20 protein-coding genes, 2 rRNA genes and 1 riboswitch are annotated in these 23,447 nt (G+C 43.6%); of the genes, 3 read left to right on the top strand and 19 right to left on the bottom strand.

What is annotated here, in order from left to right; translation table 11 throughout:
* Positions 1-15: 15 nt before the first annotated feature.
* From pcrA to FILTAD_RS03990, 5 genes are all read right to left on the bottom strand, one after another.
* Positions 16-2,253 carry a DNA helicase PcrA gene (pcrA, locus tag FILTAD_RS04010; RefSeq protein ID WP_124069228.1) on the bottom strand — a complete coding sequence of 746 codons (2,238 nt, stop codon included), beginning with the start codon at positions 2,251-2,253 and terminating at the stop codon, positions 16-18.
* A gap of 44 nt (positions 2,254-2,297) precedes the next feature.
* Positions 2,298-2,996, bottom strand: a complete 699-nt coding sequence (gene pcrB / locus FILTAD_RS04005; RefSeq protein ID WP_124069227.1) for a heptaprenylglyceryl phosphate synthase — start codon at positions 2,994-2,996, stop codon at positions 2,298-2,300.
* 142 nt (positions 2,997-3,138) lie between these two features.
* Positions 3,139-3,462: a YerC/YecD family TrpR-related protein gene (locus tag FILTAD_RS04000; protein ID WP_124069226.1), complete on the bottom strand. Its 324-nt coding sequence runs from the start codon at positions 3,460-3,462 to the stop codon at positions 3,139-3,141.
* Positions 3,463-3,489: 27 nt separating this feature from the next.
* Positions 3,490-4,548 carry a DUF3048 domain-containing protein gene (locus FILTAD_RS03995; protein ID WP_238988136.1) on the bottom strand — a complete coding sequence of 353 codons (1,059 nt, stop codon included), beginning with the start codon at positions 4,546-4,548 and terminating at the stop codon, positions 3,490-3,492.
* 6 nt (positions 4,549-4,554) lie between these two features.
* On the bottom strand, positions 4,555-6,273 hold the full coding sequence (locus FILTAD_RS03990) for an adenine deaminase C-terminal domain-containing protein (RefSeq protein WP_124069224.1): 1,719 nt from the start codon (positions 6,271-6,273) through the stop codon (positions 4,555-4,557).
* Positions 6,274-6,502: 229 nt separating this feature from the next.
* Between FILTAD_RS03990 and FILTAD_RS03985 the strand changes: the two genes are divergently transcribed.
* From FILTAD_RS03985 to FILTAD_RS03975, 3 genes are read left to right on the top strand one after another with little or no spacing between them, the layout of a single operon-like run.
* On the top strand, positions 6,503-7,870 hold the full coding sequence (locus FILTAD_RS03985; RefSeq protein ID WP_238988135.1) for a spore germination protein: 1,368 nt from the start codon (positions 6,503-6,505) through the stop codon (positions 7,868-7,870).
* Positions 7,867-8,961, top strand: coding sequence for a GerAB/ArcD/ProY family transporter (locus tag FILTAD_RS03980; RefSeq protein WP_124069223.1), 1,095 nt, complete (start codon positions 7,867-7,869; stop codon positions 8,959-8,961). Before FILTAD_RS03985 ends, FILTAD_RS03980 begins: the two co-directional genes overlap by 4 nt.
* Complete coding sequence (locus FILTAD_RS03975; protein WP_124069222.1) at positions 8,961-10,082, top strand: Ger(x)C family spore germination protein; 1,122 nt, start codon at positions 8,961-8,963, stop codon at positions 10,080-10,082. The genes FILTAD_RS03980 and FILTAD_RS03975 overlap by 1 nt, the downstream gene beginning before the upstream one ends.
* Positions 10,083-10,138: 56 nt before the next feature.
* Here the strand turns inward: FILTAD_RS03975 and purD are convergent, their stop codons facing one another.
* The 14 genes from purD to FILTAD_RS03905 all read right to left on the bottom strand — a co-directional run.
* Positions 10,139-11,398: a phosphoribosylamine--glycine ligase gene (gene purD / locus FILTAD_RS03970; RefSeq protein ID WP_124069221.1), complete on the bottom strand. Its 1,260-nt coding sequence runs from the start codon at positions 11,396-11,398 to the stop codon at positions 10,139-10,141.
* 13 nt (positions 11,399-11,411) lie between these two features.
* Positions 11,412-12,947, bottom strand: a complete 1,536-nt coding sequence (purH, locus tag FILTAD_RS03965; RefSeq protein WP_124069220.1) for a bifunctional phosphoribosylaminoimidazolecarboxamide formyltransferase/IMP cyclohydrolase — start codon at positions 12,945-12,947, stop codon at positions 11,412-11,414.
* 504 nt (positions 12,948-13,451) lie between these two features.
* Positions 13,452-14,024, bottom strand: coding sequence for a phosphoribosylglycinamide formyltransferase (purN, locus tag FILTAD_RS03960; RefSeq protein ID WP_124069219.1), 573 nt, complete (start codon positions 14,022-14,024; stop codon positions 13,452-13,454).
* Positions 14,021-15,079: a phosphoribosylformylglycinamidine cyclo-ligase gene (gene purM, locus FILTAD_RS03955; RefSeq protein WP_124069218.1), complete on the bottom strand. Its 1,059-nt coding sequence runs from the start codon at positions 15,077-15,079 to the stop codon at positions 14,021-14,023. The genes purN and purM overlap by 4 nt, the downstream gene beginning before the upstream one ends.
* Before the next feature lie 14 nt (positions 15,080-15,093).
* Positions 15,094-16,518, bottom strand: coding sequence for an amidophosphoribosyltransferase (gene purF, locus FILTAD_RS03950; RefSeq protein WP_124069217.1), 1,425 nt, complete (start codon positions 16,516-16,518; stop codon positions 15,094-15,096).
* A complete protein-coding gene (purL, locus tag FILTAD_RS03945; protein WP_124069216.1) occupies positions 16,494-18,722 on the bottom strand; it encodes a phosphoribosylformylglycinamidine synthase subunit PurL in 2,229 nt (742 codons plus the stop codon). The genes purF and purL overlap by 25 nt, the downstream gene beginning before the upstream one ends.
* Positions 18,706-19,392 carry a phosphoribosylformylglycinamidine synthase subunit PurQ gene (purQ, locus tag FILTAD_RS03940; RefSeq protein ID WP_124069215.1) on the bottom strand — a complete coding sequence of 229 codons (687 nt, stop codon included), beginning with the start codon at positions 19,390-19,392 and terminating at the stop codon, positions 18,706-18,708. The genes purL and purQ overlap by 17 nt, the downstream gene beginning before the upstream one ends.
* Entirely contained in the window at positions 19,389-19,643 is a 255-nt protein-coding gene (gene purS / locus FILTAD_RS03935; RefSeq protein WP_124069214.1) for a phosphoribosylformylglycinamidine synthase subunit PurS, read from the bottom strand. Before purS ends, purQ begins: the two co-directional genes overlap by 4 nt.
* 72 nt (positions 19,644-19,715) lie before the next feature.
* Entirely contained in the window at positions 19,716-20,840 is a 1,125-nt protein-coding gene (gene purK / locus FILTAD_RS03930) for a 5-(carboxyamino)imidazole ribonucleotide synthase (protein WP_415579353.1), read from the bottom strand.
* A complete protein-coding gene (gene purE / locus FILTAD_RS03925; RefSeq protein WP_124069212.1) occupies positions 20,837-21,325 on the bottom strand; it encodes a 5-(carboxyamino)imidazole ribonucleotide mutase in 489 nt (162 codons plus the stop codon). The genes purK and purE overlap by 4 nt, the downstream gene beginning before the upstream one ends.
* A 144-nt stretch (positions 21,326-21,469) precedes the next feature.
* Positions 21,470-21,569, bottom strand: a riboswitch (purine riboswitch).
* A gap of 87 nt (positions 21,570-21,656) precedes the next feature.
* Positions 21,657-21,845 carry an NETI motif-containing protein gene (locus FILTAD_RS03920; RefSeq protein ID WP_124069211.1) on the bottom strand — a complete coding sequence of 63 codons (189 nt, stop codon included), beginning with the start codon at positions 21,843-21,845 and terminating at the stop codon, positions 21,657-21,659.
* The gene (locus FILTAD_RS03915; protein ID WP_124069293.1) at positions 21,842-22,363 is read right to left on the bottom strand and encodes a DUF2179 domain-containing protein; all 522 of its coding nucleotides are present in this window, start codon (positions 22,361-22,363) and stop codon (positions 21,842-21,844) included. The genes FILTAD_RS03920 and FILTAD_RS03915 overlap by 4 nt, the downstream gene beginning before the upstream one ends.
* Before the next feature lie 665 nt (positions 22,364-23,028).
* Positions 23,029-23,144: ribosomal RNA gene (gene rrf, locus FILTAD_RS03910) — 5S ribosomal RNA — on the bottom strand.
* Positions 23,145-23,346: 202 nt separating this feature from the next.
* Positions 23,347-23,447, bottom strand: a 23S ribosomal RNA gene (locus FILTAD_RS03905); the annotation flags it as partial.

Raw genomic sequence — 23,447 nt, 5'->3', positions numbered from 1 at the left:
TTTCCTCCTATACCATCATGCTTTTTCAATTGGTGCAAATTTGGCAAGTAACCGTTTGATGCCGACTGGATCTGGGAATGCAATATCGAGTTCAACTTCTTCTCCAGAACCTTTTACGCTGACCACCATACCGGTTCCCCATTTTTTGTGGACTGCCTTGTCACCTGCACTCCATCCCATCTTCTCACCACCACTTGTTTTATATACAGGTTTTTTGACTGCCGGTCTTGTAGACGCGGCAGATCGACTGCCCGATGGTGTCCCGATTGAAAATCCGGAGTCTTTGGAAAGTACTTCAGTAATGTCATCAGAAATTTCGTTAATGAATCGCGATGGGGAATTATAACTTGCTCTTCCATATAAGGTTCTATAAGAAGCCGAGGATAAATAGAGCTTTTGTTCTGCACGCGTGATTCCAACGTATGCAAGGCGGCGCTCTTCCTCCATTCCATCATCGTCTCCCATTGACCGCGAATGTGGAAATACGTTTTCTTCCATGCCGATAATGAATACGACTGGGAATTCGAGCCCTTTCGCTGCGTGCATCGTCATTAGGACGATTTTTTCTGTGGATTGGTTCTCTTCCTTATCAAGTGAATCGATATCTGCAATAAGTGCGAGGTCTGTAAGGAACGCAACAAGTGAACGGTCACCCGTCTCCTCTTCCGCTCGCTTTTCAAATGCAACTGTTACAGAAAGGAATTCTTCAATGTTTTCCAATCGGCTTTCTGATTCGATGCTTTTCTCTTTGTGAAGCATTTCACGGTAACCCGTTTTATCCAGTACTTGTTCGACGAGTTCAGAAACAGACAAGTATTCTTGCATTTGTGTAAAAGCTGTTATCAGTTCACGGAATTTCGCCACTTCGTTTGCGGCTCTCGCTGTAATCCCCATGAAGTCGACTTCTTGGAGTGCATCGAATATCGAGCGATCCTGTTCAATGGCAAATCGGGCCATTTTATCAAACGATGTTGCGCCTATACTGCGCTTCGGTTCATTGATAATCCGGGCAAGTGCAAGGTCGTCGTCATTATTTGCAATGAGTTTCAAGTAAGCGAGTAAATCTTTAATTTCTTTACGTTCATAGAACTTTGTACCGCCAACAATGGTATAGTCGAGATTCGATTTTACAAGGTATTCCTCGATAACACGTGACTGGGCATTTGTCCTGTACAGAATCGCGAACTGATCGAGCTTCAACTGTTCCTGCTCTTTCAATTCAATGACTTTGCCGACGACGAATTGCGATTCGTCTTTCTCATCGCCCGCTTTGTAGACATAAATCGAATCGCCTTCATTATTATCAGTTCTAAGTTTTTTATCGTAACGACCTTTGTTGTTTGTTATTACATCATTCGCAGCCTGGAGAATTCGTTTTGTTGAACGATAATTCTGCTCAAGCATAATCATTTCCGCATTTTTATAGTCTTTCTCAAACGATAGAATATTGCTGATATCTGCCCCACGCCATCCGTAGATAGACTGATCGGAGTCTCCAACGACACATAAGTTTTTGAACTTGTCCGCCAACATGTTGACAAGTCTGTATTGTGCGTTGTTTGTATCCTGATACTCATCGACATGGATGTATTGGAATTTGTTTTGATAGAATTCAAGGACTTCCGGAACACGTTCGAATAGTGTAAGTGTCATCATGATGAGGTCGTCGAAATCGAGTGATTGGTTTTTACGCAATCGTTTTGCATAACCGTCATAGATGTCTGCAATCTTTTTTTCATACGGGTTGGCTGAATTGATCTGAGCGCGATATGTTGCAGCGTCTATGCACTCATTTTTTGCTGAACTGACTGCGTTCAGCATTGCTCGCGGATCATATTGTTTCGGATCGAGGTTGAGTTCTTTCAAGACACTTTTAATAACGGATAACTGATCTCCCGAATCGAGAATGCTAAATGTTTTTGAAATACCGATTCGGTCAATATCGCGTCGTAAGATACGTACACACATGGAGTGGAATGTGGAAACCCACATGCGCTCGCCTGTGCCTGAGCCAAGCAGTCCATCAATACGATCGCGCATTTCACGTGCTGCTTTGTTTGTAAATGTGATGGCAAGAATATTTGATGGATAAATGTTTTTTTCTACAACGAGATAGGCGATTCGATGTGTAAGTACACGCGTTTTCCCCGAACCTGCCCCCGCCATTATTAGTAAAGGCCCCTCTGTCTTTTTTACTGCACGGGCTTGTTCTGGATTCATGCCTACAAGTAAGTTTTCTGCTATTTTATTCATCGTTAGCCGCCCTTCTGGAACGTTTGTTCTTCATTATACATGATTTAGCTCTTTCGAGAAACTGATTTCACTGCGTCAACTGTTGTAAGTGCGGATTTCAAATTATCATAAATAATGTTCCCAACGACGACCGTGTCCGCTATTTCTGCCATTGCCGCTGCTTCTTCGCTCGTTTTGATGCCGCCGCCGTAAAACAGCTGGGTATTTTTCAATACACTAGCGGCCGCTTTAACAAGCTTGGGATCGCCATATATTCCGCTATATTCCATGTAGAATATTGGCAGTTTGAAAAGATGCTCGGCCATGCGGGCGTAAGCAACTACATCCTCTTCATCCGGGATAGTATTTACGCCCGTCAATTTCGCTGCTTTGCAACCGGGATTCAGTATGCAATAGCCTTCAGCAACGATTTCATCCCAGTCCATCATATGACCGTATTCCCGTAAAGCAGCGTGATGGACACCGTTGATCCATTCAGCTTTTGTTGAGTTAAGTACTGTTGGGATGAAGTAATGGTCAAACCCGGGTGTCACAGATTCGACTGTTGACACTTCTAGTGCAATGGGAACTGCATACCTGCGGACACGTACAAGCAAATCCAATACGTTATCCAATGTAACGCCGTCCGTTCCACCCACGATGAGTCCATCTGTTCCGGACTCTGCGAGAAGTTCCAATTGTTCGTCTGTCACCGTTTTTGCAGGATCTAATTTAAAGGCATGACGCCATGTTGTATAATCCATTGTTAGCCCACCTACTCTTTATATGTCCATTCATCTAGTATACCAAAAAAACCGGACGGAATCTTTCCACGCCCGGCTGCTATTTAAAAAGATATGAAGGGCGACTCTTTTTAAGGCGCCTTCGCTCAGTTTATATAGATATTCATTTTTTCAACTCTTCATTACCGCTTTCTAATTCCGGATAAAGTCGACCGAGTACTTTATTGTACCCACCCGAACCATAATCCACACAGCGTCGGATTCTTGAAATCGTTGCAGTACTTGCCCCTGTTTCACTTTGAATCGCATCATACGTTTTTTTAAGTTTTAGTAATTGTGCCACTTCCAATCGTTGGGAAAGTGACTGTAACTCACTAATCGTACAAAGGTCATCAAAAAATTCATAGCATTCATCAAGGTCCTTCAATTCAAGCATTGCTTTAAATAGCTGATCCATCTGTTGCCCGCGGATGTTATCGATTTGCATATGTCTCCCCCTCTCTGAATGGATTTCTTACGGTGTAAACGTTACCGATTTCTCCATACCCGGATTGGTGGCTACGATGTGAATCCATGTTTTCCCCGGGACAAGTATCGCTGGCACGCCATTTTCCATCGGGACAAGAACACCATCCCTATTTTCCCACTTCACTTTTTTTACAATACCCCCGTGAAATAAAAGGCCATTACCACCTGATTCAATGTCGACGGATTGTCTACCTTCATTATCAATCGTATGATGCGTGGTTTCGAAAACGAGAACATTTGACAATTCCACTTGCTTCTCGCTAGACTTATCAACTGTTACAATACTATTTGTCATTCGACTATACGTTCCGTTCTCCGCATCATACGAATACGTACTGGTATAGTCTGGGTCTGTTCCGTAACGAACAACCATCATTGATGCCATATCCCCTATTTTAGCACTATCAATTGATTCATGAAAAGAAAATGGGGGCGTTTCACTTATTTCCATTGGGGAATTCGTTTTCTCCTCGCCAACAATGATATTATCGCCAGAAATATAGGAGTTGTGAGGCGCTTTACGTTCTTTGGAGCGCTGGAAAAGCGTTCCATCATACTGCATGCCGTTGATATTATCGACAAAATGACTATCCAAAAGTTGCTTTGCGTCGGGACTATAACCGTGTGCTACGTAGAATGCATCAAGTCCTTTTGCAATATGGACAAAATAATCTCTTGCACTCCGAATCGGTCCAATTTCTTCAGGTAACTCACTTTGGAATAAAGCCAGGAGCCTTGTAATATTCCCCTCTGCGGCGAGTTCATAAATGATGTCTGCATCGCCAATACCTGATTGTGGTCTTGCACGTGGATGATTATTGATCGTCGCAAGTACTGGACGACGCGTAACTTCTTCTTCCATCATAACACCTGTGAATGGAGCCTTATATAAGGGAACAGGCTCTGCTGGAACGGCCACTTTTTCTTCATCCTCTTGCGGCTCGGGTACATTGTCCTCTACCTTCTCTTTTTTTGAACACGCTGATAACAGCAACATCGCAATGAACAGAACCAAAAGCCATCCTCTTTTTTTACCTTCCATCATTTCCCCCTATCTTCCTGTTACCGGAATAAGTACTTCGTTTTTCATGACATCATATAACCCCAACTGTGTTATGCGGACATATGGTAGATGTGTAGATTGAAGGAACAGGAATGTATATACCGCGTCACCAAATTCATAGCCCCGATTCTTTAAAGCTTTTTTCAGCTCCATCTCCTGGACAATCAATTTCCCAACAGGCTCCGCTGACAAACCGCCACCAATCGGGAGTGGTAGTGTAGCAACTGTCTCCCCATCTTCAGTAAGTACCATACCGCCTCCAATACGCTTCATTTCATTGAACGCATGGAGCATTTCCTTTTTGTCCTTGCCGATAAGGATAATATCACCTGTATTTGAATACGAAGATGCAAATCCTTGAACATGCGTGTCAAATCCCTTTAAAACCGTATTGACGCGCCACTTTCCATGCCTATCGACAAGCATTAGAAAACTTTCGTCTTGACCAATCGGAAGTTTGCTGTCGGATATGTCGATTGTCACATTGTATGGCTTCGTAATGACGTCATTCACCATGGCCATTCCCGTCGTATCGATGAAAGTAAAATCGGATTCATGTAGATTAAAATCCGGTGCAAACGCCGGAATTTCCGACCAATTCCTCGTTGGGAAAGGCGTTGTCGACTCACCTTCACGCTTCAGCCAGACCCCTTTGGATAGTACATCCGTCGGAACCGGATTAGACTCGTGTTCCAAGAAGTTCAGTGTCGCATATCTTCCTGTCGCAATGATCCCATGTAAATCTGTCATATCGTAATGGCGCGCGACATTATATGAAGCCATCAAATATGCATCAATTGGTTCAACACCCGCCTCAAGCGCTACGCGTATACACTTGTCCATGACACCATCAAGATGGAACGATGGCGTTGAACCGTCCGTCGTCATCATCAGATGATCAAATACGTCTAATTCTTTGTCAACAATATCTTTTAACAAATGAGGCAAATCCGGTCGAATGGATGAATGGCGAAGTGTCACACCGTACCCATGAAGGAGCCGTACTTCCACTTCTTCAATCGTCATCGCTTCATGGTCGCCATCCGCGCCTAGCAGCCGCATCCGCGCAAGTGTACGACCAGACGCGCCCGGGAAATGACCTTCAATTTTTAAGCCAGCCGACTTCGCAACTTCCAATGATGCCAGCATGTCCGGATCACCCGCTACTAGCCGCGGCCAACCTGTCAATTCCCCGCCCATCAATACTTCGGGGCGTTGAACCCATTCAGTAATCGATTGCAGATTAAATAGTTCCTTTTCGTTTTGAAGCACCGTCTGCGAATCAAACCGTGCCCACCAGTAAAATGAAAACGGTAATGTATTCAATTGGTCAAGAATAGAAAATGATGTCGCATTATCAAGTTCCATGAAAAAAGTAAGGTTATCCGAGATAAAAGTTGTCGTACCAAGCCTTGATGCATAATCTGCAAACGTCAGCGGATTGTACAATTGGAATGGGTGGACATGCGGTTCGATGTAACCGGGAACAATTTTCTTCCCTGTCGCATCAACAACCTCCGCACTTCCAATCATTGAAGGCATTTCATTACCCGCGTAAACGATACGGTCACCCGCTATCCAAATGTTTCCCGTCATCCATTTCTTATAGATTGAATGTAAATAGTTAGCGTTTACAATAACAATATCAGGCGCTTTTTTTCCATTGATTATTTGTAGTTGCTCATTAATTTCACTGTGTTCCCACATGCAATCGCTCCTTTTCCACCATATGTACCTATCAATTATCGTAGCATAGCATGCATGAGAAAAACAGGTCTGCGGGAAAATTCTGATAGGCATTCTCTTCCCACTTTAATTTCTATCTATAAGGATCTTAATAAAAGAAAATCGGTTGAATCTCATTTCTTTTGGTAACCCTAAATATGCCAGGATAGGAATGGGCAGAATACGTTTTTTTGTGATAGGAGATCTGTATATGACGAAAAAATCCCAAGGAGAACCAACTCCCCCTGATTTGATGGTAGAGCTTGCTGGCAAATTGAAACCTTCTTCCGACGTCCAACAAATACCACTGCAGATAGAGGAGAAACAAGCCTTTCTCCTCTACCTGAAAACGGTGGTTGATGGTTTACAATTACAGAATATAGTCATCAAACCTTTTTTTGAACTGTCTTCCGAAAGGCATTTTGAGGCTTATGTCAATTCATTGCCAAATAAAGTGAAGATGCCTGCAAAAGAGGAACTTCTAATTGAGCTTACAAAGGGCAATGTTCTTCTTGTAATTCAGGATCGATTTGTTCTTTTAGATTTACGAAAAGTCAATTCGGATACTGTTTTACAGACTACTATTGAACCGACAATTCATGGTCCGCAGTTGGCTTTGAGCGAGAGTTTAGAAACGAACATCAATCTAATACGCCAGCGTTACCATGATTCATCCTTAAAAATAGAAACCATGCAATTAAGTGATCAATCACATCGCTCAATCGCAATTCTTTATGATGAAAAGGTGGTCAAAAAAAGCATTTTAAAAGCAGTCAAGAAGAAATTAAACCAATTGGATACCCCTTTGGTACAATCGTCAGGTGATTTCCAACTCTATTTGACCGACAAAAAGTTTACCCTCTTCCCGAACACAATAATAACCGAGCGGCCAGACCGAATTATTTATAACCTGACAGGCGGCAAGGTCGTACTGTTGGTAGACGGCAGTCCTCATTCCATAGTATTACCTGTCGTCTTTTTCGACTTTTTAGTGTCAATGGAAGATGTCTATCATGCATTTTGGATAGCCAAATTAACAATTTTGCTTCGCTATATTGCGTTGGTCATTTGTATAACGCTACCGGGTTTATATGTAGCTGTCACCTCTTACAGCCCAGAAGTTTTTCGGACAGAACTTGCGTTAACAGTCGCGGGTAGTCGAATCGGAGTACCTTATCCATCCTTTATTGAAGTCTTATTCATGCTAGTTTTCATCGAACTTCTTACCGAAGCAAGTATTCGGCTCCCAAAAGCAATCAGTGCAACCGCTACAACTGTAGGAGGACTGATTTTAGGTACAGCGGTCACTGAAGCCGCGCTAGCATCAAACATCATGATTATCGTCGTTTCCCTCGTAGCCATTTCCACTTTTGTCATCCCAGTTAACGAAATGAGTTATTCAATGAGAATCAGCAGGCTTTTTCTTCTCGGGTATGCCTCACTCTTCGGGTTGGCCGGAGTTATACTTGGTTTTTTAGGCATTATCATTTACTTGGTAAACAGGGAAAGCTTCGGTGAACCCTACTTAAGAATAGTCGCGAAAAACAGGGAGGAAGAAGCAAAGGGGGACAACAAATGAATCGTTTTTTTTATTATTTAATCCTTGTCAATTTAATAACAAATATCATAACCCCCGTTCCGAGAATACTTTTACAGGAAAGTAAGAATGGAGCTGTCACCTCCCTAATTATTGCGTTTATCGTGGGATTATTCTTAACGTATGTTGTAGCTACTTTTTTTAATAAGTTCCCCGGGAAAGGATTGCCAGAGTTATTGAAAGAATACACGCCGAAATGGTTCTCTTATCCTACCCTCTTTTACATGTCAATAATGTGGTACGTTGCAGGGCTACTAACGCTAATAACCTTTACATTCCTATTGCTTCGTTACTTAACACCCCAAATGTCGATTTACATAGTTTTAACTTCTTTCCTATTAATCGCTGCATATGGGGTACTCATGAAAACCCGAAGCGTGTTGGATTCAACTGAAATTATTTTATTCTTATTTATTCCGATTATTGTTTTTTTACTCATTGAAGCGTATCGAAGCCCGGAACTTAACTGGGACTTTGTAAAAGTGGCCATGATGCATGTCAACCACCTCCCGGGATATAACGCCTTTACAGCTTCACTCTATGCATTTATAGGCGTTGCAAATTTAGTGATTTTCAATCGTAATTTTAGTATGAAGCAAAAGTTTGGCTTAAAACAATTGATGCTAATCGGTGCAACTGGAGCATTCATCCTATTTACAACCTATTTCATTCCAATTGGTTTCATTGGCTTTGATAGTATTAAGGACATTATATATCCTTGGATTTCTACAACCGACTCCATACGTATGAGATTAGGTGTTATTGAACGAGTCATTTATCTTTTTCTCATTTCTTTTTTAGCGATAGCACTTGCAAGCGTTATCATCCATTGGCATATTGCGGTTCAACTATTCGGAAGTATTATCCACATCAAACGTTTAAATTGGAAGGAAAAGAATTTAACCCATTATTTATTTGTTATAATTTTTTTGATTGTCGGAGTTAAATTAACGACGTATTTGACCGAGTACCAACTAATTAGGTATTCCATCTTTTTCTTTAATACATTGCCCATTTTATATGCGCTTTTACTAATTTCAATGGTTGCTGTGAAGCGGGGTGCAAAATCATAATGTCCACATTAAGTAAAAGAAAACGCATATTCTTGGTCATTATAGTATGTATCACGGGTATTTTTCAAACAGGTTGTGCATTTAAAGACATCAATAAAAGGGCCTTTGTCGCCGGAATTGGAATTGATCCCGGGGAAGATGATGATGAGAAGTACAAAGTAACGTTAAAAATTGCCATACCCATAGGGTCACTCAAACAAGCGAAAGGCCCTACTTATTCTTATCTATCATATGAAGGAGAAACGATAGGGGAATCGATTCGAATGTTGGAGACACATATCGACAAAACCCTTGAATTTGGTCACGCAAAAATCCTTGTGATTAATGAAAAATTGTTATCTGATGATCTAGGACAATTCATGGATTACTTCACAAGAAGGGGAGACCTTCAGCTAATAGCATGGGTGGCCGCTGGAAGACCAAGCGCTGAACAAGTACTGAAAACGGAACCTGAGACGGAATCGCCTGCATCCGTTGCCCTATTTAATTTTTTTGATGACAGTGGTACAGAGAGTCCGTATATCACCACTACGTTCCTTTTTCAATTTAGGCGGGATTTTTTTGCGATAGGGCTTGATAGCGTTCTACCACTAGTTGAAGCAAGTGAAAATGGAAAGGAATTGATCATCAATAATTCTTTAGTTGTAAAGGATAAGCAGGATCCATTGGAACTGACACCTGTTGAGACAAAGGATTACAATTCCCTTGCCAGCGGGATGGTGGGATTCAGTTACAAAGTGAAACATGGTGATCTGACGTTACTATTAAATATCGATACGGTCAAGATGAACTATAAAATAATCACGGAACAGGGAAGCCCCCCGCGGGTGGATATGAATGTTAAGATGATTGGAATTATCGGGGAATCGAGTACGGACCTAGCCTTTAAGAATTTGAAAAAATATAATGAGTATGCTTCTAAAGCGATGGAGAAAAAAGTTGTGAAACTGTTGACGATTTTACAGGAAAATGAGCTGGATCCATTTGGTTTCGGCCTACGGTACAGAGCGACTCGGTTAAGCAATAAGAATACCATTTCAAAATGGAATAGTATGTACCCCAATTTGGAGTTTGATGTCACTGTTGACGTTGAACTGAAAAGTACTGGGGCGATTGAATAGGACATGAATTAGGAAAAGCACTAGACGCACCTGCTTAGACGCGACTAGTGCTTTTCTTATTCAAACGTACGCCAACCGATGTCTTGTCTATAGAAGAATCCATTCCATTCGAATTGGGACAAGCCTTTATAGACATTATCCTGTGCTTCTTTTAATGAATCTGCTTTGGCAGTAACAAGAAGTACGCGACCCCCATTACCAACGAAGCCTTTACTCTCCGATTTCGTTCCTGCATGAAAAACATCTAAACTCCGTGCTGCCAATACACCAAGATCAGGCAATGCCGCCCCTTTCACGACAGTTCCTGGGTAGTAGTCCGCCGCAATAACAACACCTAACATCGCTTTGTCATCCCACTTCAAGTCATACGGTTTGCTAGCCATAAGTGCGGTCATGAACTCACCAAAGTCTGATGCCATCCGCGGAAGGACGACCTGTGTTTCAGGATCGCCGAAACGGGCGTTAAATTCAATCACTTTAGGTCCGTTTTTAGTTAAGATAAGGCCAGCATATAAAATACCTGTAAAAGGGGTCCCTTCAGCAGCCATTGCTTCGACTGTTGGAACAACAACTTTGTCATATGCTTCCTTCACAACTGCCTCCGAGATTTGAGGAACGGGCGAATAGGCCCCCATGCCGCCTGTGTTTGGTCCCCTATCTCCGTCATATGCACGCTTATGATCTTGTGCGATAACCATTGGATAAATGTGCCCATTATGAACGAACGACATATAAGAGAACTCCTCCCCATCCATGAATTCTTCGACGACGACACGGGATGACGACTCTCCAAATTTTTGATGGCCGATCATATCATCGACTGCGTTCAACGCCTCATCCAAGGTCATCGCAACAACGACACCTTTTCCTGCTGCAAGGCCGTCCGCTTTCACCACAATAGGCGCACCTTGTTCACGAATGAAGGCCTTCGCCTCTTCCGCGTCTGTAAATGTTCCATAGCCCGCTGTCGGGATATTGTATTTCTTCATCAATTCTTTCGCAAATAATTTACTACCTTCAAGTAACGCTGCCGCTTTTGTCGGTCCGAATATGGCTAGCCCCTGATCATTGAAGTAGTCTACAATTCCTTCCGCAAGCGGTTGCTCGGGACCGACAAACGTCAAGTCCACATTGTTTTCTTTTGCAAATGTTGTGAGTGAAGCAAAGTCCAAAGAGTCGATTTGAATACATTCAGCAACAGTAGTCATCCCATCATTGCCGGGTGCTACAAATACTTTATCCACCGAAGGAGAGGCATTAAATTGTTTGGCAATCGCATGTTCACGACCGCCACTCCCGATAACAAGTACATTCATGACGATTTCCTCCTTAATGTTTGAAGTGTCGAACGCCTGTGAATACCATTGCGATGCCGTATTCGTTTGCTTTCCTAATCGAATCTTCGTCTTTTACAGAGCCACCGGGTTGTATGACTGCTGTAATCCCCGCTTTTGCAGCTGCTTCAACCGTATCGGCCATCGGGAAAAACGCATCTGATGCAAGCGCCGCCCCTTTTGCACGATCGCCCGCCTGAGCTAAAGCGATATTCGCTGCTCCTACACGGTTCATCTGCCCAGCGCCGACACCAAGTGTCATCTGTTCATCAGTAACAACAATTGCATTCGACTTCACATGCTTAACGACCGCCCAGCCAAGTTTCAATGCTTCCCATTCTTTTTCCGTAGGTTCACGGTCCGTTGCCACTTTAATCGCTGCATCTGCAAAACCATAGCTATCCGGTTCTTGCATCAGTAAGCCGCCTTCGACAGATACCGTATTCCACGCATCTTTTTTATGCTGATCAAATGAAATTGTAAGGAGTCGAATGTTTTTCTTTTTCGTTAAGCGTTCAATCGCTTCATCCGAAAATGACGGCGCAATAATAATTTCAAGGAATATCTCTGCCAATTGTTCAGCCGTTTCCGCATCCACTTCAAGGTTCAAAGCAACTATCCCGCCAAAGATTGATGTGGAATCTGCTTCAAATGCTTTCTTGAACGCCTCAGAGATTGTTTCGCCTGTCCCAACACCGCAAGGATTCATATGTTTAACCGCAACTGCTGCCGGTCCGACAAATTCTTTCACGATTTGGATAGCCGCATTGGCATCCTGGATATTGTTATACGAAAGCTCTTTACCGTGCAATTGTTCTGCATAGGCAATCGAGAAATCCGACCCAATTGGCCTGCTGTAAAACGCCGCTTTTTGATGTGGATTTTCTCCGTAACGAAGTGGTTGCTTCAGTTCGTATGTATGGGTTACCTGCTCTGGGAACTCTTCTTCAGTTAGATCCGTTAGGAAACCTGCAATTAGTGCATCGTAAGCTGCTGTATGGCGGAAAACTTTCGCTGCCAGGCGTCTACGTGTTTCGGAAGTTGTTCCATCTTCTTCTTTTAATTCGGAAAGGACTCCATTATAATCTGCTGCATCGATAATAACCGTCACATACGCGTGGTTTTTAGCAGAGGCGCGAAGCATTGCAGGTCCGCCGATATCGATATTTTCAACGGCTTCAGTTACAGAGACAATCGGTTTGGAAATCGTTTCTTTAAATGGATATAGATTTACGCAAACGATATCAATCGGCTGGATGCCATGCTCTTCCATCTGCGCGATATGTATTGGGTCATCTTGTTTTGCAAGGAGTCCCCCGTGGATCATTAGGTTAAGCGTTTTAACACGGCCTTCCATAATTTCTGGAAATCCAGTTACTGAATCGACAGCTGTTACAGCAACACCGTTGTCAGCCAAATGTTTCATCGTTCCACCTGTAGACAACAGTTCGTAACCAAGACTTTCAAGCGCTTGCGCAAATTCCACTATTCCACTTTTATCGGACACACTAAGCAATGCACGTTTTTTCACGAATAAACCCCTCCATTTTTTAAAATACACTGTGCCCAGTTGCTGACACAATTTGCGCCCTTCAAATTGCGGCAGCAGCTGGCACCACACTCCGTCTTCCAAAGCCAACACTAAACAACACACCCGTAGAACGGAAAAAAATACACTGTGCCCAGTTACTGACACAATTTGCGTCCTTCAAATTGCGGCAGCAGCTGGCACCACACTCCGTCTTCCAAAGCCAACACTAAACAACACACCCGTAGAACAGATAGGAATACACTGTGCCCAGTTACTGACACAATTTGCGTCCTTCAAATTGCGGCAGCAGCTGGCACCACACACCGTCTTCCAAAGCCAACACTAAACAACACACCCGTAGAACAGATAGAAATACACTGTGCCCAGTTACTGACACAATTTACGCTCTTCAAATTGCGGCAGCAGCTGGCACCACACACCGTCTACCAAACCCCACACTAAACAATTTCCATTATCATAGGTACAAGGAATGCCCATAAAACACTACCGCCTAAAAAGCACATTCAACGTATCTTTATATAATTCATGTTCAACAGCATGAATCACTTCTGCAGTTTTCTCCGCATCACCATCCACAACATCGACGGCTTGCTGTGCTAGAATCAGTCCTGTATCCATGCCGGCATCGACTAGATGGACTGTGACGCCGGTTACCTTTACGCCATGTGCAATCGCTTGTCCAATCGCATCTTTTCCCGGAAACGCCGGAAGAAGAGATGGATGGATATTGATGATGTGCGATTGATAAGCGGTTAACAATACAGGTCCTATAAGTCGCATATAACCTGCCAAGACTAGCCATTCCGCGCCCACATCGTTCAGTTCACGTAAAATAGCTTCTTCATACGCATTTTTGGATTGAAATGCTTTCGGTTGGAACGCTACAATTCGGGCATCCACTTGTCTTGCACGTTCTACAACAAACGCTGCCGGCTGATCCGTTACAACGATGACAATTTCAGCGTGCAAGTCTCCATTTCTGCAAGCTTCTTCAATCGCTTCGAAATTACTGCCGCTTCCAGATGCAAAGACGGCTATTTTCGCTTTACGATTCATTCCGCAAGGCTCCCGTCGTGCACGCCAGTAAATGTAACGCCTTCACCTTTCACAACACGGCCAATTTTGAATGCCTCTTCACCATGTTCTGCAGCGATTTGAATTGCTTGATTGGCCTGTTCTTCTGGAAGTGCAACAACGAAACCAATTCCCATATTGAATACACTGTATAGATCTTTATCAGCTAGTGTGCCTTTTTCCTTCAACATGTTGAACACCGGAAGGATTGGCCATGAACCAAGATCGATTTCTGCACCAAATCCATCTTTCAGCATCCGTGGAATATTTTCGAAGAATCCACCGCCCGTAATATGACCCATCGAATGGATATCTATTGCCTTGTGCATGGCAAGTACTGGTTTCGCGTAGATTTTCGTCGGTTCAAGAAGCGCATTTCCAACCGTCCCTAACTCCTCATAACCCTCGATTAAACCATCGATTGCATAGCCCTGATCTTCGAGCACTATCTTGCGGACGAGTGAGAAACCATTCGAATGGATACCACTGGAAGCAATTCCGACGAGGATATCACCTTCAACAAGCTTTTCACCTGTTACAACAGCACTTTTCTCACACGCGCCCACTGCAAAACCTGCAAGGTCATACTCATCCATATCGTAAAGTCCCGGCATTTCAGCAGTCTCACCACCGATAAGCGCTGATCCAGATTGAACACAGCCATCTGCTATTCCTTTTACAATTGCTTCCACTTTTTCCGGAACTGCCTTTCCAAGCGCAATATAGTCAAGGAAATACAGCGGTTCCGCTCCTTGTGCAACAATGTCATTGACACACATTGCAACACAATCGATGCCAATTGTATTGTGTTTGTCCGCAAGAAATGCCAATTTCAATTTAGTACCGACGCCATCCGTACCCGAAATCAAGACCGGTTCTTTAAACTTAAGAGCGGAAAGGTCGAACATGCCGCCAAAACCGCCAATTGTTCCCGTAACTCCTTTGCGCGTTGTCCGTGCAACATGTGATTTCATCCGTTCGACGGACTCATAGCCCGCCTCAATATTTACACCCGCATTTTCATATGCCTTTGACATGAAAGAGGCCCCCTTTAACGTACGATTTCTTTTTCGTATGGCAATACTGTATCCGAATAGATTTCCGTTGGATATTCCCCTGTGAAGCAAGCAAGGCATTGTCCACAGTTCTTCATTTCCTGTGACCGACCTATTGAGGCAAGCATGCCTTCTGTAGAAAGGAAAGTGAGCGAATCCGCACCAATTACGTCTTTGATTTCATCTACTGTACGACCTGTTGCAATCAATTCTGAATCGGTGCTGATATCAACACCGTAGAAACAAGGGCTGACAAGCGGCGGTGACGCAATGACCACGTGAACTTCCGTAGCCCCCGCTTCTTTCAACAAATTGACAATCCGCTTGGAAGTCGTGCCGCGGACGATGGAATCATCGACCATGACAACTCGTTTACCTTTGACGACTTGGTGGACTGGCGACAGTTTCATCTTCACACCTTTTTCACGTAATTCCTGTGAAGGTTGGATGAATGTACGACCGACATAGCGGTTTTTGATCAAACCGAGTTCATATGGAATCCCACTTTCTTCGGAGAAACCGATTGCCGCCGAAATACTTGAATCAGGTACACCCGTAACAACATCCGCTTCAATATGAACCTCGCGTGCAAGCTGTTTACCACATCTTTTTCTTGCAGCATGGATATTAATACCGTCGATATCAGAATCCGGTCGTGAGAAGTACACGTATTCCATTGAACACATTGCCGAATCTGCTGCTTCAGCAAACCGATCCGAATGTAGACCCTTGCTATTAATCGTAATGAGTTCACCCGGTTCAACCGAACGGATACATTCCGCCCCGATCAAATCGAATGCACATGTTTCCGAGGCAACAACCCATGCATCACCCAGCTTTCCAAGAGATAGCGGACGAAGACCATTTGGATCCTGCGCAATCATCAAGCCATCTTCAGTCTGAATAACGAATGCAAAAGCACCTTTTAACATAGATAATGCTTTTTTCACTCGATCACGTTGCGTAAGGGTTCCACTTGTTTTTTTTATCAAATGTGCAAGTACTTCTGTATCTGAAGTCGTTTGAAAAATACTTCCTTGGCGTTCAAGATGCTCTCTTAGTTCTGCGGCATTGACGAGGTTACCGTTATGCGCGAGCGCCAAGCTACCAGTTGTTGAACGAAAAACAGTCGGTTGAACATTTTCAATACCACGTCCATTTTCCGTTGTATACCGAACTTGACCAATAGCACTATTTCCTGTTAAATGACTTAACTTCTCTCCCGAGAACACTTCATTGACCAGGCCTTCGCCTTTTACTACATGTAGTTTCTTACCGTCTTTCACACAAATACCTGCACCTTCTTGACCCCGATGCTGCAACGCGTGCAGCGCATAATAACTGATCTGCGCCGCATCCTCATGACCCCATATGCCAAACACGCCACACTCTTCGTTTAGCCCTCTGAGTTCAGCAAGCATTGAATAGCTCCTTTCCAAGCAGCGTGAAGTTCGGTAACCGTTCCATCGATTAACGTACCCTCGTCACCATTGATAACGATACTGTCACTCTCCGTTACGACGCCGATTTTAATCGCATCTGTCACTGTTTTTTCAAATGCTTCCGCATCCCCTTCTTTTACAGATACAAGGAAACGTGACTGTGTTTCACTGAATAACGCTGTCACCGGAGAACCAGAAACTGTGACACCAGCTCCAAGACCCTTCGCGCCGAACGCTTTTTCACAAAGGGCTACCGCTAAACCGCCTTCTGATAAGTCAGTCGCCGATTGAACAATTCCTGTTTGGATTGCAGTTAGAAGTTCTTTCTGACGCACTGCTTCAACATCAAGGTCAATTACAGGCGCACGACCGGAAATCTTCCCTTCCGTCATTTGTTGAAGTTCACTACCACCAAAATCGAGTGATGCTTCTCCGATAACGTATAGTACGTCTCCCGCATTTTTGAATTCGGTAGTCGTTACATGCGACAAATCATGAACAATGCCTACCATGCCGATAGTTGGTGTTGGATATACCGGAACACCGTCCACTTCATTGGACAAGGAGACGTTCCCGCTAATTACGGGCGCATTCAACTTCAAGCATGCTTCCGAAATTCCCTCGGCGGACTTTTCAAACTGCCAAAACACTTCCGGCTTATCCGCGCTTCCGAAGTTTAAGCAATCGGTAACTGCAATCGGCTCTGCTCCTGAACAAATGAGATTTCGCGCCGCTTCAGCAACTGCAATTTTCCCGCCGGTTTCCGGATCAAGGTATACAAAGCGCGAGTTACAATCAGCTGTCATCGCAAGTCCTTTGGTCGTTCCACTTACACGAATGACACCTGCAGATGATCCCGGTGCAATGACTGTATTTGACCTGGCTTGGGTATCGAACTGGTTATAGATCCATTCTTTCGACGCAATTGTCGGGCGTTGCAGCAATTCCTTCAATGTTGCGTGTAGATCATCCACAACCGGCTCTGTCATTTCCGCCGCTTGGAACTCTTTGAAATAAGCAGGTTCTTCGGATTTCTTATCGTAAACAGGTGAATCCTCGGCCAGTGCATCCGCTGATACTTCCGCAACAACTTCACCTTTATGAAGGAGGCGCAACATTTTATCGTCCGTAACGCGACCAACCACTACTGCATTAATTGTATAGGAAGAAAATAGATCGATAACTTCTTGTTCACGGCCTTTTTTAACAACAATTAACATACGCTCCTGTGATTCCGACAGCATCATTTCGTACGCTGTCATTCCTTCTTCACGTTGGGGTACAAGATTCAGATTCATCTCAACTCCATAACCCGCTTTTGACGCCATCTCAGCAGCCGAAGAAGTAAGCCCCGCCGCTCCCATATCTTGAATCCCTATTAACGCATCTGATTTCACAAGTTCAAGACATGCCTCCATCAAAAGCTTTTCAAGGAACGGATCACCAGCTTGCATCACCGGTAGCTCCCCTTCTTTTTCAACCGAAACTTCAGCGGAAGACATTGTCGCACCGTGAATTCCATCACGTCCTGTAGTAGCACCCGCGTATATGATTGAATTGCCTACACCTGAAGCGATTCCTTTTTGAATATCTTCATGATTCAATAAACCAACCGCCATTGCATTGACAAGCGGACGTTTTGAATAACAATTATCGAATTGCACTTCACCCGCGACTGTCGGTATACCAATCGTATTTCCATAACTAGCAATACCCGCAACCGCTTCTTCGAATAAATAACGGTCACGTGCGTCCGTCAAATCCCCGAAACGTAGCGAGTTGACAAGTGCAACTGGACGAGCACCCATTGAAAATACATCACGCAATACCCCTCCAGCCCCTGTTGCTGCTCCAATGAATGGTTCAATTGCCGACGGAGAGTTATGCGATTCCATCTTAAAAACGACTGCTTGGTTATCGCCGATATCAACAATTCCAGCCCCTTCCCCTGGACCTTGTAGGACACGTGCACCTTCAGTTGGGAATTTACGTAGTACCGGTTTCGAGCTTTTATATGAACAATGTTCAGACCACATTGCAGAGAATAATCCTGTTTCTGTATAATTCGGATGTCGGCCCAACATGTTAACCGCACGATCAAATTCTTCATCGGTCATTCCCATTTGGCGATATAACTTTTCATCTATGATTTGTTGTGCGTTCGGTTCATGCATGGCAGACATTGTTTTCACTCCAATTTTTCAAGATTGAATTGAACAGGGGTAATCCATCTGTTCCCCCGATAATTTCTTCAACTGCTCGTTCTGGAAGTGGCATCATACCAAGGACATTTCCTTGTTCATTTACCACACCTGCGATGCTTGCTGTGCTACCATCGCTGTTGCCATCTGCGTATGTGAAAACGATACGATCGGTTTGTTTTAATTCTGCAACTGTATCTTCATCTACGTAGTAGTTTCCGAACTCATGAGCGAATGGAATTGTGAGTTCTTGCCCTTTTTGATAGTCTGCCGTAAACTGCGTGTTTGTGTTATCCACAACTATTTTCGTGTTGCCCGATCTAAATTTCAGTCCTTTATTGCGCAAGAATGCACCTGGCAAGAGACCTATTTCAGCAAGTATTTGGAAGCCGTTACCTACTCCGAGCACTGGTTTACCTGAATTTGCAAATGCCTTCAAGCTATCGATTATTTGAGAGCTTTTCGCAAGTGCCCCCGGACGTAGATAATCGCCATATGTTGCTCCCGTAGGAATGAGTACCGCGTCAAATCTTTCAAGACCCGATTCTGTATGCCAGACATACTCAGCTTCATAACCCAAAACGTTTTTTACTGCATGAAATAAATCGACGTCACAACCCGCTCCTGGAAATACTAGAATAGCGAACTTCATTTGCCCGCAACCTCCCCGATTTCATAGCGGTAATCTTCAATCACTTTATTGACAAGAAGCTTGTCGCACATTTCTTTGACACGTGCATCGATTTCAGAAGCTGACCCAGTTAGTTCAAGTTCAATCAGTTTACCGATGCGTACATTTTCAACCTCGTTATAACCCATCGTTTGTAGCGCTTCTTTCGTCGCGATTCCTTGTGGATCAACAACACTCTCGCGGAGCGTTACGTGTACGTTTACTTTTGTCATGTCTGTTTCCTCCCAAGTGGAATTAGTTTAGTTGTAAAAAAGTGTGGACAAGCTTCGTTGAATGATGAAACCTTATTCGTTGGACCAAATTGCTGATGACCCAATTTCTTGTAACGTCTTTTCAATATCATCAGTCATAATGGTGACATGACCCATTTTGCGTTTCACTTTTGCCTCTTCTTTACCATATAGATGGACTGACCAATGTGGATATTCCGTAATAGCCTTTTTTAATGGCGCTATATGTTCGCCAAGGATGTTCACCATTATGGATGGCGCCCATAACCTCGGTTCCCGCAACGGCCATCCGCAAATAGCACGGATATGTTGATGAAACTGTGAAATAGTACACGCTTCAATTGAATAATGACCCGAGTTATGTGGGCGTGGTGCTAATTCATTGACAAGAATTTCGTTGTTTTCCAAAACGAATAATTCAACCGCCAGTGTGCCGACAAGATTCAAGTGATTGGCAATTTTAATCGCTACCTCGTTAGCTTGCATAGGGACTTCCGATGGAACACGTGCTGGCACAATCGATTCATGAAGAATATGGTCTATATGAATATTTTCAGCTACAGGCAAGCAGTAAGACTGTCCCGCTGCATTCCGCTGAATAATGATAGAAATTTCCTTTGAAAAAGGTACAAATGCTTCTGCAATACACGGCGAGTGAGTAAATAAGGATTCTGCTATATGAATCTCTTCCGGCGAATCAATTCTTACTTGCCCTTTCCCGTCATAACCTCCTATTGCAGTTTTTACGATACATGGGAACCCGATAGTCGAAACTTTCGTTGTCAGTTCCTCAAATGTCTGTGCTGTTATATAGTCGGCAACCGGGGCTCCCGCAGCTGTTATTTCTCTTTTTTCATTTATACGGTTTTGTGTAATCCGAACAAGTTCCGCACCTTGTGGTACATGCGCAATTTGCGTAAGTCGATTCAAACCTTCATAATCTATATTTTCAAATTCATATGTAACGACGTCACTTACTTCACCAAGCTCTTCAAGTGCCGCTTCATCGTCATACGGGGCAACAATTCGGATATCCGCAATTTGTCCACATGGTGAATCCATTACAGGATCCAATACCGCAATTTTGAAACCCGCTTCTTTTGCTGCAAGTGCCATCATCCGACCAAGCTGTCCACCACCGATAATTCCGATCGTTTGCCCAGGCAATATCGTTCTCATAATAAGTCACCGCTACTCTCTAATGCCGCATCCCGCATTTTCTCTCTACGTATTCCAATGCGTTCCATCAGTTTTGAATCATGAACCCCTAAAATCTGTGCCGCAAGCAGTCCTGCATTCACCGCACCCGCTTTTCCAATAGACACTGTCGCAACCGGAACCCCGCCTGGCATCTGTACAATCGAGAGCAACGAATCCATCCCGTTTAAAGCCTTGGATTGAATCGGTACGCCGATAACTGGAAGCATCGTTTTAGCTGCCACCATTCCTGGAAGATGCGCAGCCCCTCCTGCTCCCGCAATAATAATATGTATTCCACGTTCTTGCGCTTGTTCCGCATATTCAAACATGTAGTCCGGAGTGCGGTGCGCAGAAACAACCCTCTTTTCATAAGGCACTGCTAACTCATCCAAAATCGCACATGTATGTTTCATCGTTTCCCAATCACTTTTACTTCCCATGATTACACCGACTACTGGTTCCACTTATAATCCGCTCCTTTTAAGAATATAAAAAGTCCTTGAACAAACTACTTTTCAAATGCATGAAAAGCAGATCATTCAAGGACAATGAACTGTACGAATTGATGACTGCACCGATTGGTACCTAATCACCTTCCGTAAATCATTCCTGAAGTCGCTTTCCCGCATAGTCCGGACATTACGGTGTCCTGGTAGAAACGCTGAAGCCAATTCTTCAGCATATATGGGGGTTGTTATTTACTCTTTTATTTTAACAAGTAAACTATCTTACGTCAACAGAAAAGACGAACGTTTTATAAACTTCGATTTTTATCGTTCGTATATGAACACGCTTTTACTCACTAAGAGTCCCTTTAAATTTAATCAGTTGCCTAATCGGCACATATTCTCCATCCACCTCTTTAAACAGTGGCTCCTCTTTTTTACCTGCAACTGTATAGCCCTCAGCGGCCATTCGCTTCAAACAATCATCAACGGATTCACCTTCTGCCACTTCAAACCACATCGTTTTCTTTTTACTCATTTAAACAACTTCCCTTTCTTAACATTTTTAACCCAGAAGCCGCCATGAATTGTCTTAGCCTCATATGCGATAATAAAAGCTTTCGGATCAACTTCTTGAATAAGCGAATACAAATTTAGTTCATACTTACGGGGCGTTAAAATTTGCATAGCAGACCGGTTACCATCAAGACCATTGGCCGACCAATCCGTTACACCATATCCCTTACTTCTAAGTACATTCGGGAGCTTCTGGCTTTCATCGGCAGTTATAACATTTACAGTTACGTAACCAAGTGCCATCTTTTCTTCAATCTTCGTACCAATAATGACCCCACAACCATATCCAAGAGCATAAGCCACAAGATTTTGTATTTGATCAAGACTATCCAATACCAACCCAAGTCCAACGACATAGATGACTACTTCCACCATACTGACAACCGCCGCGACATAACGATAACCTTTCAACGTTAAAATCATTCGCACAGTAAAGAAGGTCACGTAAACAATATTAATCGCAAATATAATAAGCACCATTTGCAAGCCGAACACTCCTTTCACTATATAGCTTTCATCCTACCCGTGATAGAGGGTGAATTCAAGAATTTAATTAATCGTAGTGGATTAGGCTATTTATTGTGTCATGTTTCGGGGAATTTGTATGAACTGTCATGGCCATTTTGGGAACTGTCATGGCTCGGGGGAACTGTGAGGACAATTGGGCGAACTGTAATGGGTATTTCGGGAACTGTAAGGGCAATTGGAGAAACTGTCATGGCCCGGGGGAACTGTGAGGACAATTGAGCGAACTGTCACGGCTATTTCGCAAACTGTGAGGGCAATTTGAGAAACTGTCATGGCTCGGTGGAACTGTAAGGGCTATCGGCCGAACTGTCATGGCTATTCTAGGAACTGTAAGGGCAATCGACCAAACTGTCATGGCCCAGCCAAACTATCGGGAATCAGCCAAAACCAAAACTACAAAAAAAAAATTAAAATAGACACTACCATACATATTTATCTTCCAAAAAAATAAACGTCAGGAGAAATGACCATTTCCCTTAACGTTTTTTCATTCTATCACCTATAAACACCAAGACAAATCAGCCCAAACTTAGGACATCAAGCCCACCATTGGCATCTTTATTATTAACTACTTTTACGCAAATAAAAAAGCCACTACCTATTGGTAATGACCTTGCGCCCGGCGACGTTCTACTCTCGCAGGGGGAAACCCCCAACTACCATCGACGCTGAAGAGCTTAACTTCCGTGTTCGGTATGGGAACGGGTGTGACCTCTTCGCAATCGTCACCAGACTATTTTGAGCTTGTTCACTCAAAACCGGATAAAACAAACATTGAGTACGTACATCAGAGCCAACCATGCTCTTTTTAATTGTCCAGCTCAAGCGGCCAGACTCTCGGGTCATAAGTCGTCTCAACTGCGTGGCAAAAAGCGCCACTTCGTTGATTCGCCTTATGCCTGTCGAGTCTTGGCAGGCCGCTTTCGCTTTTCGTTTTGGTTAAGTCCTCGACCGATTAGTATTCGTCAGCTCCACACGTCGCCGTGCTTCCACCCCGAACCTATCAACCTCATCTTCTTTGAGGGGTCTTACTTAC

It is taken from the genome of Filibacter tadaridae (assembly GCF_900609045.1).
Taxonomy (GTDB): Bacteria; Bacillota; Bacilli; order Bacillales_A; family Planococcaceae; genus Sporosarcina; species Sporosarcina tadaridae.
Note: the sequence above shows the minus strand (reverse complement) of the source record. Positions and strands in the feature narration are given on the sequence as shown.

What these genes read in the sequence shown, in the direction of transcription:
- FILTAD_RS03915 (WP_124069293.1), bottom strand. Translation starts at nt 22,363, where the DNA reads ATGGTGCTTATTATATTTGCGATTAATATTGTTTACGTGACCTTCTTT.
- FILTAD_RS03920 (WP_124069211.1), bottom strand. Translation starts at nt 21,845, where the DNA reads ATGAGTAAAAAGAAAACGATGTGGTTTGAAGTGGCAGAAGGTGAATCC.
- purQ (WP_124069215.1), bottom strand. Translation starts at nt 19,392, where the DNA reads ATGAAGTTCGCTATTCTAGTATTTCCAGGAGCGGGTTGTGACGTCGAT.
- purL (WP_124069216.1), bottom strand. Translation starts at nt 18,722, where the DNA reads ATGTCTGCCATGCATGAACCGAACGCACAACAAATCATAGATGAAAAG.
- FILTAD_RS04000 (WP_124069226.1), bottom strand. Translation starts at nt 3,462, where the DNA reads ATGCAAATCGATAACATCCGCGGGCAACAGATGGATCAGCTATTTAAA.
- FILTAD_RS03980 (WP_124069223.1), top strand. Translation starts at nt 7,867, where the DNA reads ATGAATCGTTTTTTTTATTATTTAATCCTTGTCAATTTAATAACAAAT.
- purS (WP_124069214.1), bottom strand. Translation starts at nt 19,643, where the DNA reads ATGACAAAAGTAAACGTACACGTAACGCTCCGCGAGAGTGTTGTTGAT.
- FILTAD_RS03990 (WP_124069224.1), bottom strand. Translation starts at nt 6,273, where the DNA reads ATGTGGGAACACAGTGAAATTAATGAGCAACTACAAATAATCAATGGA.
- pcrB (WP_124069227.1), bottom strand. Translation starts at nt 2,996, where the DNA reads ATGGATTATACAACATGGCGTCATGCCTTTAAATTAGATCCTGCAAAA.
- purF (WP_124069217.1), bottom strand. Translation starts at nt 16,518, where the DNA reads ATGCTTGCTGAACTCAGAGGGCTAAACGAAGAGTGTGGCGTGTTTGGC.
- purN (WP_124069219.1), bottom strand. Translation starts at nt 14,024, where the DNA reads ATGAATCGTAAAGCGAAAATAGCCGTCTTTGCATCTGGAAGCGGCAGT.
- purM (WP_124069218.1), bottom strand. Translation starts at nt 15,079, where the DNA reads ATGTCAAAGGCATATGAAAATGCGGGTGTAAATATTGAGGCGGGCTAT.
- FILTAD_RS03975 (WP_124069222.1), top strand. Translation starts at nt 8,961, where the DNA reads ATGTCCACATTAAGTAAAAGAAAACGCATATTCTTGGTCATTATAGTA.
- FILTAD_RS03985 (WP_238988135.1), top strand. Translation starts at nt 6,503, where the DNA reads ATGACGAAAAAATCCCAAGGAGAACCAACTCCCCCTGATTTGATGGTA.
- pcrA (WP_124069228.1), bottom strand. Translation starts at nt 2,253, where the DNA reads ATGAATAAAATAGCAGAAAACTTACTTGTAGGCATGAATCCAGAACAA.
- purD (WP_124069221.1), bottom strand. Translation starts at nt 11,398, where the DNA reads ATGAATGTACTTGTTATCGGGAGTGGCGGTCGTGAACATGCGATTGCC.
- FILTAD_RS03995 (WP_238988136.1), bottom strand. Translation starts at nt 4,548, where the DNA reads ATGATGGAAGGTAAAAAAAGAGGATGGCTTTTGGTTCTGTTCATTGCG.
- purK (WP_415579353.1), bottom strand. Translation starts at nt 20,840, where the DNA reads ATGAGAACGATATTGCCTGGGCAAACGATCGGAATTATCGGTGGTGGA.